This is a genomic window from Paenarthrobacter sp. NPDC091669, assembly GCF_044756725.1.
Lineage (GTDB): Bacteria > Actinomycetota > Actinomycetes > Actinomycetales > Micrococcaceae > Arthrobacter > Arthrobacter bambusae_C.
In genome coordinates, this window is the sequence record NZ_JBIVTK010000007.1 from 85,596 (window position 1) to 101,426 (window position 15,831).

The window sequence follows — 15,831 nt, forward strand, 5'->3', positions numbered from 1 at the left end:
GCAGAGCAACACGCCGCATTCACCGGCGTGTCCAAGCGTCAGCGGAGTCAAAGTGGGTGGTGGCGGGACGGCCGCGCTCGGGTGAAACGGCTCAGCCGAACAGCCACGCCGCCCCAAGAAGCAGCGGCACGGCCAGGATGCTGGTGAACACCGCCGTGGATTGCGCAATTCCTTGGCCCACGCCGTACCGGACCGCATAGAGCACCACGTTTTGGCCGGTAGGAAGGATGGCGCAGGCGGTGACCACGAACGTACTGAACGGGTCCAGGTGGAATACGAATGCCGCCAGGATCCAGGCAAGCGCTGGCTGGACAGCGGATTTGAGGATCACGGCCACGGTTGTGGGACCCCTGTCACCGACGCCGGGCCGGACCGAGAGCCCGTGCAGGGACATGCCGAAGATGATCAACATCAGCGGCACAGCCAACTGGGCTACAAGCGCCAAGGGGTCGAGGATGAGCGCGGGTACTTCGATGCCCAAAGCGCTCACGGCCACCCCGAGAATTGCTGCCACAGTGACAGGGTTGCGAAACGGTATGGACAGCACCCGCCAGACGGAGACCTCCTTGCCCGCAGGATCTGTGAGGTCGAGGATCGTCAGGGCGATGGGAGTCACGATGGCCAACTGAAACAGCATGATGGGCGTGACGTACGTGGCGCTGCCAAGGATATACAGCGACAACGGCACACCCAGATTGGTGGAGTTCACGATTCCCACCGACAGCGCGCCGATGGTGCTCCGACGAACACCCCAGCGGCCAATGAGGCCGGCCACCGTAAACACCAGCATGACCGCAACCGCGGTGACCACCGAAATCAAGCCCGTGGCACTGAGGACATCTGATATGTGGCGCGACGCAATCGCCGAAAACATCAGGCAGGGCAGTCCCACCATGAAGGTCAGTGTGGAGAGGACTTTGCTTCCTTCGGGACCCAAAGCTCTGGTTCTGCCAAGGATGTAGCCAATGAGCAGCACCACGCTGACCACAAAGAAACCCTGAAGGACTCCGTCCACACCGTTTTCCTCAATCCGTAACTCTGGAGGCCCGGCTGGTGACGCAGGCTGGCTGGGAACGGATTAACCCTATCGGGCCGGCCTTAATCGGGCTGCCCCGTACCGTCCCCACCCACTTTGAATCTAAAACCACCCCGACACGCTGCAAAGGCCGGCGTGTCGGACGGAAGCCGCACTCAAAGAAGGTCAGGAAGGCACGCGCCGCCCCACCACGGATGCCGGAACGGCCGGGATGCGCTGCCGTTTGGCGTAGACCCTGGCCCGCTGGCTGGACAGCGCCAGCAGGACGAGGATGTCCGAGGCCAGGCCGGAGAGGCCCGCTTCGAGGGTGAGATTCGCGGTCCCGGTAGAGTAGTCGACGGCCTGTACCAGGATCGAGATGGAGCTCAGGGCCATGGCGATCACCCGGGCCCCGTTGCTGCCAAGGAAAATCCGCCATGCCAGGAAGACTTCACCGAGCCCGAAGAGCAGGACGATGACAGCCATGGTGACGATCGTCGTCGTCGTGGTTTCCGGGTCCAGGGGGACATCTTCGAGCCCGATGTCGCCGCCGGAGGTGAGCAGTGTCATCGCCAAGGTAAAGGCGGCAATCGCCCGGATGGCAACCAGGACAGCGCCGGTCACGATGGGTGCCGGGCGCCGGTCACGGCTGTCGGTCCGGCTGGGCGGCTGGTTGGCGGGGACCTGGACGCGGCTGGCGTCGATGATGGGCAGGTCGCCGTCGGTGGAGATGGAATCGCCGCCGCCGTTGCGCGTGTGATATCCCGTGGAGAAGTCCTCAATCACCTGCACTGAGACGGCAGGATCGGCAGTCGAAACGGTGGACACGATGTGGTCCCGCTCCACGTCCGTGTTCTGCTCGATCTTGTGCGTGATCTGCAGGGTGAAGAGCGAGAAGCCGACGCTGCGGTCGTACGTTCCTGCCGCAAGCCAATCCACTTTGTGCCCACCGGGGAGGAGCCACCCCTCGGGGCAACGCCAGAAGCGGACGTGGTGGCGTTTGCCGGGGGTGTTGTTGACCTCTTGTTGGTACGCGAAGTCCTGTTGCCGATCGAAAAGATACAGGGGGCTGACCGGCGCCTCGGTATAACTCTGCCGAAAAATGGTGGAGCTGATGATGCGGCGGCTGCTGGCGAAAGTGACGTCGTCGGCCATGGTCCACCCTGCGGACCTCATGAGCGCGTGGATCTGCGGTTCGGCTCCCAGCAGCGCCACATTAACGGGATCGCCCAGCAGCCCATCGCTGGTGCGGGCGCGGCCGATGAAATAGCCGGGCACGTAGATGGTGGTCAGGATCCGGTGCAGCCGCGGCAAAAGCAGGTAGGCAAGGAACGCCCAGAACACGAAGGAAAACCACAGCTGGCCCCACCCCAAGTGGAAGCTCTCCCCCACCAGCAGGAACGCCAGCCACACCGCGGCAGCTCCACCCAGGACGAAGAACCCGTGATCGAGCCGGCTGTCCGTGACGCCGTTGTTCGGCACTTTATCCATGAAGCTCCCCCTGTGGCCCCTTAAGCTTCGGGCCTCGGGTGGCCGTTGTACAGGCCTAGGTCAGCAGTTTTGGCACATCAAGTTGCCCGTTGCTGATGAGCCACTGCACGGACTCCAGCACTGCCTGCTCGGGTTCATAGCGTGGCGCGTACCCGATCAGTGACGTCGCTTTGTGGATACTCACGCAGTGATTGCGGGAGAGGTGCGCCCAACTGATATCGGCAGATTCCCCGGGAGTGGTCCGCCGGAACTCCTCCCAGCCCACAGGTTCCATGCGCGGCTCCTGCCCGAACCAGGAAGCAGCGACGCTCACGTAGCCCCGCACCGTCAGGGCGATCGGCGCAACAATATTGAAGTCCTCCCCGGCCGCCGCGTCCCGATTCAGGATGGCTTTCTCAAAGGCCTGCGCGACGTCGTCGGCATGCACATGGTGCATCAGCTCAGTACCGTTCCCGGGAACCTGGAGCGGTTGTCCGGAGGCAATCGTCTGCCACACCCCGGGATCCAGGTTGCCCAAGGGGCCGATCGGCTGCCAGCCAGGACCCACGATATGCCCAGGATGAATGGATGTTGTGGCCAACCCTCCGGCAGCAGTTTCTTCCTTGAGCATGCGGGCGATGTCACGCTTCTGGATCCCGTATTCATCCACCGGCTCCCCGGCAAAATCCCGGCCTTCGGCAAGGGGCAACTTCAGACTGACGCCGTATCGCCAAATGGAGCCGCAGTGCAGCAGATGGCCTGTTTCGCCGCGCAAGCGATCCACCAGCGCAGTGGCTGATTCGAGCGTGAAGCACAAAAGATCAACCACGACGTCGGCGCCCAGTTCCGCTACCCGGTCGCCAAAGATGCCCTTGCGTTCCTCGTGCTCGCGGTCCGCGGTGACCTGGCGGACCTGCTGCCACTCGGGGACGTCGACGTAGGGCAGGCGGCTTCCGCGGCTGATGTTCACGACCTCGTGTCCGGCGCGCACAAGCCTGGGGACCAGGAAGGACCCAATATGGCCGCTGCCGCCGATTACTACGATTTTCATGGGTTCTCCGATCTCCACGAGTCACGGTACTGGCTGAGGAGGGTGCATCGGTAGGGTCGGACGCAGTTCCGGGAACCTGAACGCCGCCAGGGTGTGGCGGTCCTCGTAAGCGAAGCCCGACGTCGGCACTCACGTGAATGCCGACGTCGGGTGTTGGTATGGTTGACCTCCCAGTCGACGTACGTCAAGCCGCCGGATGATCACGAGACTTAGTTGTTCCCGGGTTCGACAAACCGCAGGCCAACGTGACTAGCATGAATAGTCCGGGCAAGCCCGGGTACGTGACCTCTTGAACGACCCCCCCCTCGGACGGTCGGCGTTGACGCGGCGACCACGTAAGGAGACAACTGTGCGGGAGCCTGCAGTCAACACGAGCGTGTCAGAAATCAGCGGAACTCCAGAAGAAAATCCGGAGGAGACGCCACAGGAAACGCCCGATGAAATCGCAAGCGAACCGGCGGAAATCACCTTCGACGAGCAGTTCTACCCGGCCCGGCCCAAAGCGCTCCGGCCCATCGCCCGCAGAAGGCAATTCTTCGCGGCCCGCCCTTCCCTGGAATTTGACGGCCTGAACTCCACCTATGTGGACTGGCTCAGGAACCAATCCATGTTGGGCGACGCCAACACCATGGCCCGGCAACTCTCCGGCCAGGCCAGCATGTGGCAGAACTCGTATGCCCGGCCCAACCCGCGCGCAGCCGTTGAGCGTTCACCTGTCTGGTTCACCGCCTACCCGTTGTCCTTCATCACCAAGGACGGCCAGTCCTTCCTTTCGGCATTGGGTGATCCCGAGCTCTGGGATGCGTTCAGCAAAATCGGCATCCGCGGGCTGCACACGGGCCCGGTGAAGCTGGCCGGCGGCATCCGCGGCTGGTCGCAGACGCCCAGCGTGGACGGCCATTTTGACCGTATCTCCATGGCGATCGATCCCGCGTTCGGGACAGAAGAAGAGTTCCGTCAGATGTGCGAGGTTGCCAACGAGCACGGCGGCACCATCATTGACGACATCGTCCCCGGGCACACCGGCAAGGGTGCCGACTTCCGGCTCGCCGAGATGAACTTCCGGGACTACCCCGGCATCTATCACATGGTGGACATCCCTGAAGAGGATTGGCACCTGCTGCCGGACGTCCCCGAGGGCGAAGACTCGGTGAACATCAGCCCGGCGGCTGAGGAAGCCCTGCAAAAAGCGGGCTACATCATTGGGCGGCTGCAGCGGGTCATTTTCTATGAGCCCGGCGTCAAGGAAACCAACTGGAGCGCCACCAAGCCCATTATCGACACCACCGGAAAGACCCGCCGCTGGGTCTACCTCCACTACTTCAAGTCCGGCCAACCGTCCATCAACTGGCTGGACCCAACGTTCGCCGGCATGCGCCTGGTGGTCGGCGACGCACTGCATTCGCTGCTGGACCTCGGCACCGGCGCGTTGCGGCTTGATGCCAACGGCTTCCTGGGCGTCGAAAAGACCGCGGAAGAAGAGCCGGGATGGTCAGAGGGCCACCCGTTGTCCGAGGCGGCAAACCAGCTGATCGGCTCCATGATCCGCAAGGTGGGCGGGTTCTCCTTCCAGGAACTCAACCTCACCATCGATGACATCAAGGCCCAGTCAGAATCGGGCCCCGACCTCTCCTACGACTTCATCACCCGGCCCGCGTACCACTACGCCTTCGTCACCGGCGATACCGAATTCCTGCGCCTGACCCTGCGCCTCTCCATGGAGATCGGGGTGGACCAGGCCTCCTTGGTCCACGCCCTCCAGAACCACGACGAGCTGACGTATGAGTTGCTGCACTTCGCCGCCGGACACAGGGACGACGTTTTCGAACTCGGCGGCGAAGAACTGACCGGGGCCGAAGTTGCGGAAAAGGTGCAGGAGACCCTGCGGGAACGTCTCACGGGCGACAACGGGCCCTACAACGCACTGTTCACCACCAACGGCATCGCCTGCACCACGGTCAGCTTCATCATGGCCGCACTGGGTATCAAGGACCAGGACGCCATCACCCCGGAGCAGGAAGCCCAGGTACTGGACGCCCACGTGCTTTTGTCCATGTACAACGCGCTGCAGCCGGGCGTCTTCGCGCTCTCCGGCTGGGACCTCACCGGCATCACGGCCCTGGACCGCGAAACCGTCAAGGAACTCACTTCGCAGGGCGATACCCGCTGGATCAACCGCGGAGCCCACGACCTCATGGGCACCAGCCCGGACGCGAAGACCTCGCTGGCCGGCATGGCCCGCGCCCGCAGTCTCTACGGTTCACTGCCCGAGCAGCTCAAGGATTCACGCTCCTACGCGCGGCGGCTCCAGCAGATCCTCACAGTGCGGGAGGAGTCCGGCATCGCCACCAGCACTCTGCTGGACGTGCCTGACGTTTCCAACCGGGGGCTGCTGGTTTTGGTCAACCAGCTCGCCGACGGAGCACTGCAGGTCACGGTCCTGAACTTCTCGGACCAGGACATTGCAGGCAGCATCCAGTCCGGTCACCTTGTCCCCGGCGCCAGCGTGCACGACCTCTTCAGCGGCGACAACGTAGGCCAGGTGGACGACCTCCACAGCTTCTACCTCGAGCTGCCCGCCTTCCAGGGCACGGCACTGCTGTTGAAGGACCCGGTTGTTGAGGAAGAGTCCGCCGAATAGAACGCACGACGTCGGCACTCACGGTGAGTGCCGACGTCGCGGTTGTTGTTATTCACCTGGGCCATGGGTAATTGCCGACGTAGGGACGCACGTCCTCCATTAAGACAAGCTGACGGCCGTCTGCGCACTGTCCCACGTCTCTCGACTCCACGTCCAAACCCCCAAATGAGATGACATCACCCATGCGGAAGAGTGTTCCGTCAGGCATCATTAGCCCGGTGTCCGTGACTGTGGTTCCAGTGGGAAACAGTAGGCCGTTGCCGATGCAACCGTCCTTGTCCGCTTCAAGCTTCAGTATCCGGAGAACATCCGGTCGCATGTGAATGCCCTCAGAGATGAGTCGGTCGATTTCAGTACTGGAAGCGGCCAACTTACCTGCACCGCCCGTCACGATGACGGCTTCCACGGTCGGCGTTGGGGAGCCGGTGATGAGGGGCGGTAGCTCACCGGGGGAGACAGCGTGAGACGCCTCGTCCAGTTGCGTGGCCGCTGGAGCCCCCTGCAGAACCACTCCGGTCGGCGCGGAGAATGTCACGAAGACACCCACAACAACTGCAGCGGCCGCTGCTGCCAACCCATAACGTGCCAGCAGAGGCATCGGTCGCCCGGCGGACCTCCGGTGGAAGTCATGGATGGAACCTCCCACGGCAAGCTGCTCGGCGTCGGTAGCCATTACCGCCAAACTCTTCTCCCGGCTCCGGGCCAACTCATCTTCGGTGACCGTCAAGCCGGGGTCTGCCGCGGCCAGGCGATCCAGGGTGGACGTGTCGTTGTTACGCATTGCTGGGATCCTCCGTGAAGTGGTCTGTCCGAAGCAGGTTGCTGAGTCCTTTCCGTGCCCGGTGCAGGCGCATCCTGACGGCAGTGGCGGTGACATTAAGCAGGTCCGAGACCTCGGCTGAACTGAATCCGTCCCAGTACGTCAGGAGAAGGACTTCGCGTTCCTCAGGCTTGAGCCGGTCCAGCGCTTCCCTCACCACGCCGTCGTCGGAGCCCAACTCCGCCGTCCGCTGCCGCTCCAACTGCTGCGTGAGATTCTGCGAGCGGACGGTCGAACGGTAATGGTTCCGGAGGACGTTGCGGGCGATGCCAAAGACCACAAGCACAGAGAGTTCCTGGTCCTGTCGGGACTTTTCCCACGCGATCCGGAAGACGTCTGCGGTGAGGTCCTCGGCAGTGGACGCACCCTCCGTTCGGCGCCGGAAATAGCGGTACACCTTGTCATGGCACGCGGCGTGGGCCGCCAGAAAATGCTTCTGCCTGGCCAACTCCACGCGATCCCCCTGCTCCGTTTGCAAGCCCATACCCCGTTAATGTCCGGCCATCGGAAAAATGTAACTGATTCCCGGAAAAACCCCGCGAGTTAGTCGCCTACGGCGTCGCGGCCGCGTCGGAGGATCAGTGGATCGGCGTCGTAAACCACCGAGGTGTCCTTGTCCTCATAGTCGAACTGGTTCAGGAAGTAGCGCATGGCGTTGATGCGGGCGCGCTTCTTGTCGTTGGACTTGATGGTGATCCAGGGCGCATGGTCGGAGTCGGTATGCAGGAACGTTTGTTCCTTGGCGTCGGTGTACTCCTCCCAGCGGTCCAGGGATGCAAGGTCCATGGGCGAGAGCTTCCAGCGGCGGACGGGGTCGATCTGGCGGATGGCGAAGCGGGTCCGCTGCTCCTGCCGGGTGACGGAGAACCAGAACTTGGTCACGTGGATCCCGGCGTCCACCAGCATCTTTTCGAAGACCGGTGCCTGTCCCATGAAGGTGTCGTATTCGTCGTCTGTGCAGAAGCCCATGACTTTCTCCACGTTGGCCCGGTTGTACCAGGAGCGATCGAACATGACGATCTCGCCGGCTGTGGGAAGGTGCTGGATGTAGCGCTGGAAATACCACTGACCCTGTTCACGGTCCGACGGCTTGGCCAGCGCAACTGTCCTGGCGGATCGGGGATCCAAGTGCTCAGTGAAGCGCTTGATGGTGCCGCCCTTGCCGGCGGCGTCCCTGCCCTCGAAGACAATCACGTGCTTGAGTCCGCGGTCCTGGCCCCAGTACTGGAACTTCAGCAACTCAATCTGGAGTCGATACTTCTCGATCTCGTACTCATCGCGGGTCATCCGCTCCTGGTACGGGTAGTCCTCGTTCCATGTTTCAACGGCCGATCCACCGGGATCGATCAGGTCCGGGTCCTCCCCTTGCCCGCCGCTGATGGTGTAGCCCAACTCCACCAGGTGATCGATGGTCTCCCGAAGGTTGTCCCTGACCCACCAATCGTCCAAGGATGTGGATAGTGAGTTTGCCTCCGTCATGCGGTCCTCCTGGTCAGCCGTGTAGTGCCCGGCAGCCTAGCAACCGATGGTGACGGGAATATGAACAGGCCTTTCAGTGTCTAGCCGTGGTTGCGGCGGGCCTCCGTTTTGGTGAACAGCAGCCAGCTCAACCAGACACCCACAAGGATGGCGGCACCAGGCACCAGGTCCAACGGTGCGATGTCCCGCCCTTCAGGGAGGAGGCCGAAGCCGATCCACACAGCGGCAACCACCACGATCAAGCTGATGGCGTCGGAAACCAGTTCCACGGATCTGCGGCGAACCAGCTTGATCACCAGCTCTCCTGCCATGATCAGCGCGATGGCCGAGCCCATTCCCAGCGGATAGGCGCTGAAACCAGGAACCAAATCCTGCGATGCAGTCCACGCCATGAAGATCAGCAGACCCGCAAAGAGTGCAAGCGAGGTGATGAGCGACGCCGCGATGGTCATTCCCGTCATGCGCCGGTCCTTGTCATGGCGCTTCCGGGGAATGTAGTCCCACGCGCCGCCCGTGAGCTTCACACTGATCCACCCCGCAATCACCACCAGGACCAGGGGGACCAGAACGGGCGTGACGTAGTTGTTGCTGACGGCCCACAAGACGGCCAGGAGCGCCGTGTAGACCTGGGGCGTTGCGAAGACTCCCAACCACCAGCCCAGCAGGAATTCCCTTCGAGCTCCGGGCAGGTCAAGAGGATGGACAAGAAAGTGGGTTTTCGGGTCCGGTAGCTGGACCTTCTCTTCGATCGGATTCACGATGTCCTCCAAGGGACCTGCTCAATGTAGGGCGGACGAAGACCTGCCCGTGCAATTTCGTACACCTTCTGGCGTGCCACCCCGAGCTCGGCGGCCACCGTCACGGCGCTGTACTCGTCCAGGAGTTCAGCGACAGCCGCTGACCTGATTCCGGACGCCCTGGAATTTAGATGTGCGGCAAAGACACTGACCTCCGCGGACAGCAGTGCCACGGCCAAAGGTCCGCCGAACGGTTGTGCCCAGCCGGGACCGCCCGCCGCGGCTGCCGCGTACAGGGCATCCCCGCCATCGGTCAGGACGGCGCGGAGCTGCCCAGGGGTGATCCCGCGTTCCGCGAATCTTTTGGCTGCGGCTTCGCGGGAACCGTCGTCGGCCGGACGATGGCTGAGCACGTGCTGCCACTGCGGATCAGTGGTTTGGGAAGCTGCATTGTCACCCCCGGGTTGACTTGTCATATGTCCATAGTCACCGCACGACAGCGCGGCGTCAACCCTGGGGTGACAAACTTACTTGCCTGAGGAGGGGGCGAGCTCAATCCAGTAGCGGCGGAAGGCCTTGCCCTCGCCGTCCAGGCGCACATCTTCCAGCACGCCACCGCTCCGCTCAATGGTCCTCGCAGATGCCGCGTTGTCGTCATCACAGGTCAGGAGTACCCGGCCAGGCCCTCCCCCGGCAGCCAGGCTGGAGCACATTTCCCGCAGGGCCCAGGTTGCCGCACCACGGCCGCGGTCTGAGGGGCGCACCCCGTAACCAATATGCCCGCCGGAGTTCAGGAGGGAAGCCGTGAGGTAGTGGCGGAAGGCAATCGAGCCGACGTATCGCGACTCCTCTGTTATCCAGCGATAGGTGCAGGGAACAATGCCGTTCACTTCCTGGGCATGCTCAGCGTCCGCCAACTTTCGGACCCACGCGGCGAAACCCTCGGCCGTGCTGATGTCATCCCCGGCAAACAGCCCGGCGCCATCCTGATGGGCGCCATCCCACTCGCGGTGGGACTCGGCAAAAGACTCGTAAAAGGACGCATCCGGAGCGGTAAGAGTAAACATGGTGACGACTCTAGGCCCCGCTCATCCGAACTTCTTGTCAAGCCAATTTACGGCCCTGGACCGCTGCGTGCGTTTTCTTTAGGGCAGAGACGGACGCGTCGTAGGAACGTTGGGCCACTCCAACGAAGAGACAGTCAACCACCATCATCTGGGCGATCCGGCTACCCATGGCCCCGGACCTGAAGGGGGTCTCACGCGCGGCAGTACTCAGCACAATGTCGGCCGTCCGCCCCAGCGCAGAATCGGCATGGTTGGTGACCGCAATGGTGGTTGCCCCTGCCGCCTTGGCTGCCAGCAGGAAGTCGACCGTATCCATGGTGGTCCCCGAGTGGGAGACGGCGACAGCAACCCCGTCGCCGTCCAGGAGCGCCGCAGACGCCAGCGCCGCATGGGGGTCCGACCAGCTGAAGGACGTCAGTCCAATCCTGTGCAGCTTCTGCTGCAGGTCCTCGCCCACCAGGCCGCCGGCCCCAACACCGAAGATGTCGGTCTTCCGCGAGGTGGAGATGGCCTCCACCGCCTGGGCGAGTTTGTCGACGTCGAGCACTTGGGCCGTGTCGGCGATGGACATGGTCTCGTTGAAGGCAATTTTGGAAACGATGTCGCGCAGCGAATCGGACGTGTTGATGTCCTCATAGACCCCCGCCGGCACGTTGTTGGCCAGGCTCTCGCGTGCGGTCTCCCGGGCGAGGTCCAGACGCAGGTCCGAGTATCCGCCGTAGCCCACCTTCTTATAGAAACGGACTACCGACGTGGTGGACGTTCCGCCCTGCTCGGCAAGATCTGCGATGGACATCATGGCCACACGGGAGGGATCCGCCAGGACAAGCTCGGCAATGGCGCGCTCGGAGGGGCGCAGCGACGGCAGTGCGGAACGGATCCGCACTAAAACGGTCCGCGATAACTGCCCGCCAAGTGCCTCTTCCATGGTGTTTCCTTCCAGCCGGCCCAGCCAATCCACAGTAGCGGTCGGCCCATGTAAATAACTTACCCAACTGCAGCAGTGATGGTAAACGATTGACGCAGATCCTTCCAGCGAATACGGTCGATGTAAGCGACATCACAAAAGTTGTCATGCCCCGCTCATCCGGAAAGGCTCCCCATGACACTCAACCGCCGAAAACTCATCCATGCGTCGGGACTGGCCGCCGCGGCCGCCGTCGTCGCGCCCTTTGCCCCAAGCGCCAGTGCCTCCACCGGCCTGGCCACCCGCCCCGGAAAGCCGGGAACCGTAGTCACCGGTGCCGACGTTGCCGCCGCCGACAACTGGAGCATTTTCGCCGGCCGCCGGGTGGGAATCATCACCAATCCCACCGGAGTCCTGGCCAACTTCCACTCGATCGTTGATGACATGGCGGATAACGGCGTGGACGTAAGGGCCGTTTTCGGCCCAGAGCATGGGTTCCGCGGCACTGCCCAGGACGGCGGCAGCGAGGGCACCTCAGTGGATCCCCGCACCGGCATCACCGTTTACGACTCCTACGGCGCCGACGTGGACCAGTACGTGGGCTTCTACGAAAAGTCCGGTGTGGACACCATCTGCTTCGACATCCAGGACGTGGGCGCGCGCTTCTATACCTACATCTGGACTATGTGGGGTGCCATGCAGGCCGCTTCCCGGACAGGTGCCAGGTTTGTGGTCCTGGACCGTCCCAACCCGATCGGCGGGCAGGCAAGGGGACCGGTCCTGCAGAGCGGATTCGAGTCCGGAGTGGGGAAACTGGGCATCGCACTCCAGCACGGCATGACCGTGGGTGAGCTCGCCAAGTACTTCAACGCGGTGCATTTGCCGGCCGCCGGCCTCGCTCCCCTTCACGACCTCCAGGTGGTGGAAGTGCAGGGGTGGCGCCGCGAGATGACCGGCCCGGACAACCGTGCGTCCTGGATTCTGCCGAGTCCCAACATGCCCACCCCGGAGACAGCGCTCTTGTACCCGGGCACGGCACTTTTCGAGGCCACCAATATGTCCGAAGGCCGCGGAACCACCCGGCCCTTCGAACTGATCGGCGCCCCCTACGTGGATTACCGCTGGGCCGAGGCGCTTAACAGCAAGGGCCTCGCAGGAGTCACGTTCCGCGAGGCCTACTTCCAGCCCACCCTGTCCAAGAACCAGGGCGTCATCTGCGGGGGAGTCCAGGTGCACATCACCGACCCTGCCCGCGTTGAGGCCGTGGAAATCGGCACCCACATGCTGGTGGAAGCCAAGCGGCTATACCCGGGCTTCGCCTGGCGCGGCGACGCCGGACGCTGGATGGGGCTGCTGAGCGGGTCCGCCCGCTTTGCTGAACAGCTCGACGCCGGTGCTGACGCCCGGACCATCATGGACAGCTGGCAGGCGGAACTGGGTCAGTTCGTCCGCGATACCCGCCAATACCTCCTCTACAACGGGCCGCGCTAGGCCAGCCGGAAATACTCAGACGATTGGGATGGGAATTCACATGCTCAGAAAAGGAACTACCTTGCTGACGGCCGCAGCCACGGCGCTGTTGATGACGGGCGCGGGGGTGGCGGGCGGGGTCGCTGCGGCCGCCCCACCCACCACGGCACGTACGACGACGGTCACCGCCTCACCGGACATCGAGGCGATGATCTCCGGCATGTCGCTGGACGAAAAGATCGGCCAGATGACCTGGACCCACGTCTACGGATCCTCGGCCGATGACACATCCATGGCCGCAAGCAACCAAGCACGCTACGGCGTCAATACGCCGGCTGAAGTCGTGGCCAAGTACAACCTTGGCGGTGTCCTCTACTTCGCATGGTCCGGGAACACCAACAACCCCCGGCAGGTTGCCGGGTTGTCCAACGGCCTGCAACAAGCTGCCGTGGGCCAGGACGGAACCGGCATTCCGCTGGCGGTCACCATCGACCAGGAAGGCGGCCTGGTTGCCCGCATCGGACCGCCGGCCACCGTCCTCCCGGGCAATATGGCATTGGGAGCCACGGCAGACGCGGAACTCGCGCGGGCACAGGGCGAAATCCTGGGCTCTGAGATGCGCGCCATGGGTATCAACGTGGACTTCGCACCCGTGCTGGACCTCAACTCCAACCCGGACAACCCCGTGATCGGCATCCGCTCCATGGGCGAAGATCCCGCCTTGGTCAGCGCGCTCGGCGTGGCGCAAATCGACGGCATCCAGGAACACAACGTCGGCGCGGCAGCCAAACACTTCCCCGGGCACGGCGATACGTCGGTGGATTCCCACTACGGACTCCCCACCGTCACCTACGACCGCGAGACCCTGAACCAGCACCTGAAACCCTTCAAGGCCGCCATTGACGGTGGCGTGGACATGGTGATGACAGCGCACATCATTGTGGAGGCCATTGACGCGGAGATGCCCGGCACCCTGTCCCACAAGGTCCTCACAGGATTGCTTCGCGATGAGCTGGGCTTCAAGGGCCTGGTCACCACCGATGCCTTGGATATGGCCGCGATGGCCGCCGAATGGCCCCAGGAAGAAATTGCCGTCAAGGCCATCCAGGCCGGCTCTGACATCCTGCTCAACTCCCCCGATGTGGACGCCTCGTTCGCAGGGGTCCGTGCCGCCGTCGAGTCCGGTGAGCTCACCGAGAGCCGCCTTGATGAGTCTGTCCGGCGGATCCTCGAGTGGAAGGTCAAGCGGGGAGTCTTCGCGCAACCGATGGCAGACCCCAACGCCGTGGACACCCTTGTTGGAAGCGCAGAGAACCTGGCCACGGCCAAGCTGATCTCGGACCGGGCAGTGACCCTGCTCCGCAATGAGGACAAGATCCTGCCCCTCGCATCCGGCAGCTCGGTACTCATGGTGGGCGCCGGTTCAGCGTGGCCGGAGCTCGCGGGACCGATGCTCAAGGAGCAGGGATTCGCCGTTACTGAAGACTACGAGGATGGGGCAACCCCCTCCGCGGCGTACCGCGCGCGTGCGGTAGCCGCAGCCGGCACCGTGGATGCCGTGGTCTTCGCTTCGTACAACGCCACCGGCAACGCTGCGCAGCAGCAGATGGTTGCGGAACTGGCAGCCACTGGTACGCCCGTCATCGTTGTGGCCACACGCAATCCCTACGACATCAGCGTCTTCCCCGGCGCCGACGCCGTGCTCAACAGCTACGGGGTCAAGGACGTCAATTTCCACGGTGCCGTCCGTGCCATTTCAGGTGCGGTGAACCCCGGTGGCAAGCTTCCGGTCAACATACCGGAAGCAGACGGCGACGGCGTCCTGGTGCCTTTGGGATTCGGCCTCCACTACGACACCGCGACGCCGGCAGCGGTCACCTTCACTGACAAGCCGGGTCAGGGACAGGACGCCTACACTGTTCCCGCCGTGGACGGAGTGGCGTATCACGTGGACGGCAAGGAGGTCGCGGCCGGGACCTACAGGAAGCCGTCCGGAACCGTGACGGTCACTGCAGTCCGCGACAAGGGGTACGTCTTTACCGAAGGTGCCGTCACGGAATGGAGCCACACTTTCACCACGGGGCTCCCCAAGCCGTAGGGCCGGGTTCATCGGCCCCGGGCTAGAGGGCTTACACCACGGACGAGTTCATCAGTGCCACCGTGATGAGCAGGGCAACCCCGAGCATCGGCAGGCAAAGGACCATGTTGGTCAGGCGGTTGTCCCTCATCACGGCCACGAACTCTCGAAGGAAGGCGCTGGGCACAAAGTATCTTGCGGTCGGAGCACCCACTACTTCCGCGTTGATCTTCTGGCGTCGGGACAGGAGGGCAGCGCGGAGGACGTGGTAGTTGTTGGTGCACACCAGCAAGGGCCCTTGGATTCCCTTTTCAGTAAGCAAGGCAACGGAATAGGCCAGGTTCTCGCGGGTGGTGGTGGCCTGGTTTTCTTCCAGCACGTCGCCGGAAGCAGCGCCCTTCGCCACCAGATACTCCTTCATTGCCGTGGACTCGGGCCGGGGTTCATCCGGGCCTTGACCCCCGGAAGGCACCAGGACCGGCCTCACCGGTGCGCCGCCGTCGTAGATTTCCAACGCCTTGTTCAGGCGCGCGGCGAGCAACGGCGGGACCTTGCCGTCGATCAAACCCGAACCCAGGACAATGACGGCCGCCGGGTTCGCGCTGAAGCGCATCCTCGAATACACCAAGGCATACCCGAGGAACACCACAAAGGCGCAGCCCAGGTAAGCGCAGAGGAAGAAGGCCAACGCGGCGAGGCCTGCCAGGACGGGCTGCCCGCTCAGGACGAAGAGGAACGCGACCACCGGAGCGAGGAACACCGCCAGCCCCACCGCAACGGGCAGGAAGCTGCTGATGCCGGGGCCTTCCCTGCGGACCATGGTGATGCCGTTGGCGATCAGGAAGCCGGCGAACACAAAAATGCTCACCACCGGAACCACCACGACCACCAGGTTCAGCCATTCGAACCACGGGTTCAGGTCGATCAGGAAGTCCAGGATGGCCTGCAACAGGAACCATAGCGCCACCAGAAGCAGCACGCCGTTGCGGAGCCTGCGCCGATCGGACTGGTAGGAGGCAAGGAAGAGCCCCGCAAAGAGAAGTCCAAGGACCAGGTTCAGCATGGTCCAAGCCTATGCGCTGGGGATGGCGCCCTCG

At 63.4% G+C, this 15,831-nt stretch carries 14 protein-coding genes; 3 read left to right on the top strand and 11 right to left on the bottom strand.

All coding sequences use genetic code 11. From position 1 onward, the window contains the following. Positions 1 to 91: 91 nt before the first annotated feature. From ACIQLI_RS13060 to ACIQLI_RS13070, 3 genes are all read right to left on the bottom strand, one after another. The gene (locus ACIQLI_RS13060; RefSeq protein ID WP_400389005.1) at positions 92 to 1,015 is read right to left on the bottom strand and encodes an AEC family transporter; all 924 of its coding nucleotides are present in this window, start codon (positions 1,013 to 1,015) and stop codon (positions 92 to 94) included. Positions 1,016 to 1,201: 186 nt separating this feature from the next. After that, complete coding sequence (locus ACIQLI_RS13065; RefSeq protein WP_400389008.1) at positions 1,202 to 2,506, bottom strand: LssY C-terminal domain-containing protein; 1,305 nt, start codon at positions 2,504 to 2,506, stop codon at positions 1,202 to 1,204. Positions 2,507 to 2,561: 55 nt separating this feature from the next. Next, positions 2,562 to 3,536, bottom strand: a complete 975-nt coding sequence (locus tag ACIQLI_RS13070) for an NAD-dependent epimerase/dehydratase family protein (RefSeq protein ID WP_400389011.1) — start codon at positions 3,534 to 3,536, stop codon at positions 2,562 to 2,564. 349 nt (positions 3,537 to 3,885) lie between these two features. Between ACIQLI_RS13070 and treS the strand changes: the two genes are divergently transcribed. Beyond that, positions 3,886 to 6,177: a maltose alpha-D-glucosyltransferase gene (gene treS, locus ACIQLI_RS13075; RefSeq protein WP_400389014.1), complete on the top strand. Its 2,292-nt coding sequence runs from the start codon at positions 3,886 to 3,888 to the stop codon at positions 6,175 to 6,177. Positions 6,178 to 6,229: 52 nt separating this feature from the next. On the opposite strand, the gene ACIQLI_RS13080 is transcribed toward treS, so the two are convergent. The 7 genes from ACIQLI_RS13080 to ACIQLI_RS13110 all read right to left on the bottom strand — a co-directional run bounded on the left by ACIQLI_RS13080 (position 6,230) and on the right by ACIQLI_RS13110 (position 11,208). Next, positions 6,230 to 6,958 carry a hypothetical protein gene (locus ACIQLI_RS13080; protein ID WP_400389016.1) on the bottom strand — a complete coding sequence of 243 codons (729 nt, stop codon included), beginning with the start codon at positions 6,956 to 6,958 and terminating at the stop codon, positions 6,230 to 6,232. Next, positions 6,951 to 7,481, bottom strand: coding sequence for an RNA polymerase sigma factor (locus tag ACIQLI_RS13085; RefSeq protein ID WP_400389019.1), 531 nt, complete (start codon positions 7,479 to 7,481; stop codon positions 6,951 to 6,953). The genes ACIQLI_RS13080 and ACIQLI_RS13085 overlap by 8 nt, the downstream gene beginning before the upstream one ends. Positions 7,482 to 7,540: 59 nt before the next feature. Beyond that, entirely contained in the window at positions 7,541 to 8,476 is a 936-nt protein-coding gene (ppk2, locus tag ACIQLI_RS13090; RefSeq protein WP_089596959.1) for a polyphosphate kinase 2, read from the bottom strand. An 80-nt stretch (positions 8,477 to 8,556) separates the two neighbouring features. Then, on the bottom strand, positions 8,557 to 9,234 hold the full coding sequence (locus tag ACIQLI_RS13095) for a hypothetical protein (protein WP_400389023.1): 678 nt from the start codon (positions 9,232 to 9,234) through the stop codon (positions 8,557 to 8,559). Further along, positions 9,231 to 9,689, bottom strand: a complete 459-nt coding sequence (locus ACIQLI_RS13100; RefSeq protein ID WP_400389026.1) for a hypothetical protein — start codon at positions 9,687 to 9,689, stop codon at positions 9,231 to 9,233. The genes ACIQLI_RS13095 and ACIQLI_RS13100 overlap by 4 nt, the downstream gene beginning before the upstream one ends. 51 nt (positions 9,690 to 9,740) lie before the next feature. Beyond that, on the bottom strand, positions 9,741 to 10,280 hold the full coding sequence (locus tag ACIQLI_RS13105; RefSeq protein WP_400389029.1) for a GNAT family N-acetyltransferase: 540 nt from the start codon (positions 10,278 to 10,280) through the stop codon (positions 9,741 to 9,743). 37 nt (positions 10,281 to 10,317) lie between these two features. Beyond that, on the bottom strand, positions 10,318 to 11,208 hold the full coding sequence (locus tag ACIQLI_RS13110) for a MurR/RpiR family transcriptional regulator (RefSeq protein WP_400389032.1): 891 nt from the start codon (positions 11,206 to 11,208) through the stop codon (positions 10,318 to 10,320). Positions 11,209 to 11,382: 174 nt separating this feature from the next. Here ACIQLI_RS13110 and ACIQLI_RS13115 point away from each other — a divergent pair, with 174 nt between their 5' ends. Beyond that, positions 11,383 to 12,678: an exo-beta-N-acetylmuramidase NamZ domain-containing protein gene (locus tag ACIQLI_RS13115; RefSeq protein ID WP_400389035.1), complete on the top strand. Its 1,296-nt coding sequence runs from the start codon at positions 11,383 to 11,385 to the stop codon at positions 12,676 to 12,678. Between the two features lie 40 nt (positions 12,679 to 12,718). After that, positions 12,719 to 14,755: a glycoside hydrolase family 3 protein gene (locus ACIQLI_RS13120; protein ID WP_400389038.1), complete on the top strand. Its 2,037-nt coding sequence runs from the start codon at positions 12,719 to 12,721 to the stop codon at positions 14,753 to 14,755. A 31-nt stretch (positions 14,756 to 14,786) separates the two neighbouring features. Here ACIQLI_RS13120 and ACIQLI_RS13125 read toward each other — a convergent pair whose 3' ends face one another. Continuing rightward, entirely contained in the window at positions 14,787 to 15,797 is a 1,011-nt protein-coding gene (locus tag ACIQLI_RS13125; protein WP_400389040.1) for a YdcF family protein, read from the bottom strand. Positions 15,798 to 15,831 lie beyond the last annotated feature (34 nt).